Source organism: Pseudomonas sp. P5_B2, from assembly GCF_056400445.1.
On record NZ_JBFULH010001004.1, the window covers coordinates 1 to 1,167 of the forward strand.

The window sequence follows — 1,167 nt, forward strand, 5'->3', positions numbered from 1 at the left end:
GAGTCCAGGTCAATCCAAGCTTGCGACGGGTCATGGAAGGGCAGTCCAAATCCAGCACAGCCTGTCAGCAATAACAGGCTCCCCGTCAGCATCAACTTGTGCATAGCGCAGCTCCGGTCAGGCGGGATAGTCTTGCGGCAGACTTTCCAGGGATGATTTTATTTTGATCAGGCCGATTCCAAGCCTTGGGTTACTTGATCGCGTTTTCCGCGTTTTGTTTCCGGGTGTGATACTTTTGTTACTCAACGGTTGCACCAGCGTCAGCTATTACAGTCAATTGGCCAGTGGCCRGCTGCAACTGCTGCGGGCTCGTGAGCCGGTGGACGAGGTGATCGTCGRTCCCTCCCGAGATCAGAAACTGCGCGCGCATCTGACTCAGTCACAAAAAGCCCGGACATTCGCCAGCGAGCAACTGCACTTGCCAGACAACCAAAGCTACCGGCTGTATGCCGACATTGGCCGGCCGTATGTAGTCTGGAATGTCTTCGTCACGCCGGAGTTTTCCCTGAAGCCGCAGAACCATTGCTTCCCGATCGCAGGTTGCGTCGCCTATCGCGGTTACTACAGCCAGAGCGCAGCCCGGGGAGAAGCAGCGGTGCAACGCCTGCAAGGTATGGACGTGTCGATTGGGGGGGTCGAGGCATACTCGACGCTCGGCTGGTTCAACGATCCGATCCTCAACTCGATGATGGGCTGGGGCGACGAGCGGCTGGCGACCCTGATTTTCCATGAGCTGGCGCATCAACGTGTTTATGTGAAGGACGACACGGAGTTCAACGAGTCTTTCGCCAGCTTCGTCGAACAGGAAGGCACGCGCCAATGGCGTGCATCCCGAGGCCTGGCGCCGGACAACGGCGCGCAGGCACAGCGACGGGATCAATTTACTCAGCTGGTGCTGGACACTCGCACGCGCCTTGAAACGCTTTACGCCTTGCCCTTGCCGACGGATCAGATGCGCCAGCGCAAGGCTGCCGAGTTCGAGCGGCTGCGCAGCGAATACCGGCAGTTGCGCGACAGCCAATGGGTGGGGGACAGGCGCTATGACGCTTGGGTCAACGCGCCGATGAACAATGCCCGGCTGTTGCCCTTTGGGTTGTACGACCAATGGGTACCGGGGTTTGCGGCGTTGTTTCGGCAGGAAGGTGGGGATTGGGTGAGGTTTTATGC

General features: G+C 58.8%; 1 protein-coding gene and 1 pseudogene. One reads left to right on the forward strand and one right to left on the reverse strand.

All coding sequences use genetic code 11. The features are described from left to right. Positions 1-104, reverse strand: a pseudogene (locus tag AC1DRJ_RS28705) (PA0061/PA0062 family lipoprotein); the annotation flags it as partial. A gap of 59 nt (positions 105-163) precedes the next feature. Between AC1DRJ_RS28705 and AC1DRJ_RS28710 the strand changes: the two are divergent. Further along, on the forward strand, positions 164-1,167 hold a 1,004-nt coding region (locus AC1DRJ_RS28710), incomplete at its 3' end, for an aminopeptidase (protein WP_477805114.1).